A 1,418-nucleotide genomic window follows, 5' to 3' on the forward strand; every position below is an offset into this window, starting at 1 on the left:
GCACAATGCACGAATGGCCGCTTTGGGGACGCTGCGTTGCAGCATCGTAGCTGACTGCGGAGGTCGGCTCTGGGCCGTCCGTGACAGAGCTAGGGAATGAATTCGGGGTTGGCAGAATGACAAGCTGCATCGCATCTCGGGTCGAAATATGATTGATGTCAGTGGGACTGAGACCGGATTGTACTATGACGATGTCAAACGAGGATGAACTGCGGACACTTCAGCAAGACGTTCAGCGTTTGCTGGGGCGGTGCATGTTACGGCTGCAACAGTATGAACGGCTGATCAAAGCTATGGTGGTGGATCATAAGCTCTCGGGGCCGATGAATGCCTTGGAAGAGGCACGGTCTGCGCAGATTGACGGCATAGCCCTTAAGACGCTTGGCACCTTGGTTGGCGAACTCCTTGGATCATATTTCGTTGCTGGTGAAATCGACCCCAATGAAGAGACGGAAACCAACTCATCTGAGAACGTCAATTGGCTCGCCATGCAGATGAAGCTTGGCTTACCGGCCGCAGAGTTCGTCCGGGTCGAGAGTGAATTGAAAGAATTGGTGCGTCTGCGGAACAATCGGGTTCACCACTTTATCGATCAACATGACATTTCGAGCTCGGATGGATGCCGTAGCGCGCAAGAAGCATTGATTTCAGCATACACCCTCATTGACCAACATTTTGGACAACTTCGGCAATGGGCTGAAATAATTGTGAAAACGCGGCAGGCGATGTCTGATGCCCTGCAGTCCGAAGAGGTCATAGACTTCGTCGTCAACGGTATTTCCCCCGATGGAAAAGTAAATTGGGATGGCTCGGGCATCGTCAGCGCCTTGCGAGAAGCATTCGATGCGTTGGTTGTCGATGGGTGGGCATCTGTAGCTGAGGCTGGAAGATGGGTAGCCAAGCGGTACCCCGAGCAACTACCTGCCAAGTATGAATGCGCCAGTTGGCAGCAGGTCGTGCATGAGACGCACATTTTAGAACTTCGGTACTTTGAAATGGATGGAAAACGCACTGCATGTTATCGGGAGAAGGAGCGTCCCGCGAAGCCGCATTAAATTACGCTGGCGTCGCCTAATTGCTATGCTTTATCCCACGTCCGCTTCAGGGAAGCTGCATCGCGGCGATGCTACAATCGGTCAATGTCGGCTTAGGGCCGACCAATACATCAAACACCAAATTTGGCCTTGCCTTTGCTGCGATGCAGCGTAGTTTCAAATTATGCCAGCTCCATTGACCATAGACCCCAACACCGTTGCCCATACGCCGCTCGAAGATGCGCAGGGGCTGTTGATCGGCTGCTTTTTGACATCCGTGGGACTTGTGTTTCTTACGCAACTCGGTTTCCTCACGGGGCAAACGGCGGGCATTGCTTTGCTTATCGCTTACCCAATGGGTTGGTCCTTCGGCCTCGTTTTTTT

At 52.8% G+C, this 1,418-nt stretch carries 2 protein-coding genes; one reads left to right on the forward strand and one right to left on the reverse strand.

The features are described 5' to 3' along the window. The first annotated feature begins 185 nt into the window (after nucleotides 1-185). The gene (locus ACEN2J_RS20790) at nucleotides 186-1,055 is read left to right on the forward strand and encodes an OST-HTH/LOTUS domain-containing protein (RefSeq protein WP_442108669.1); all 870 of its coding nucleotides are present in this window, start codon (nucleotides 186-188) and stop codon (nucleotides 1,053-1,055) included. A 46-nt stretch (nucleotides 1,056-1,101) separates the two neighbouring features. Here ACEN2J_RS20790 and ACEN2J_RS20795 read toward each other — a convergent pair. Further along, a partial coding sequence (locus tag ACEN2J_RS20795; RefSeq protein ID WP_442108671.1) for a hypothetical protein occupies nucleotides 1,102-1,418 on the reverse strand: 317 nt, incomplete at its 5' end.

The organism is Pseudorhodobacter sp. W20_MBD10_FR17, assembly GCF_052119765.1.
Classification (GTDB): Bacteria; Pseudomonadota; Alphaproteobacteria; order Rhodobacterales; family Rhodobacteraceae; genus Pseudorhodobacter.

Coding starts and splice junctions, on each gene's coding strand:
- ACEN2J_RS20790 (WP_442108669.1), top strand. CDS start 186: ATGACGATGTCAAACGAGGATGAACTGCGGACACTTCAGCAAGACGTT.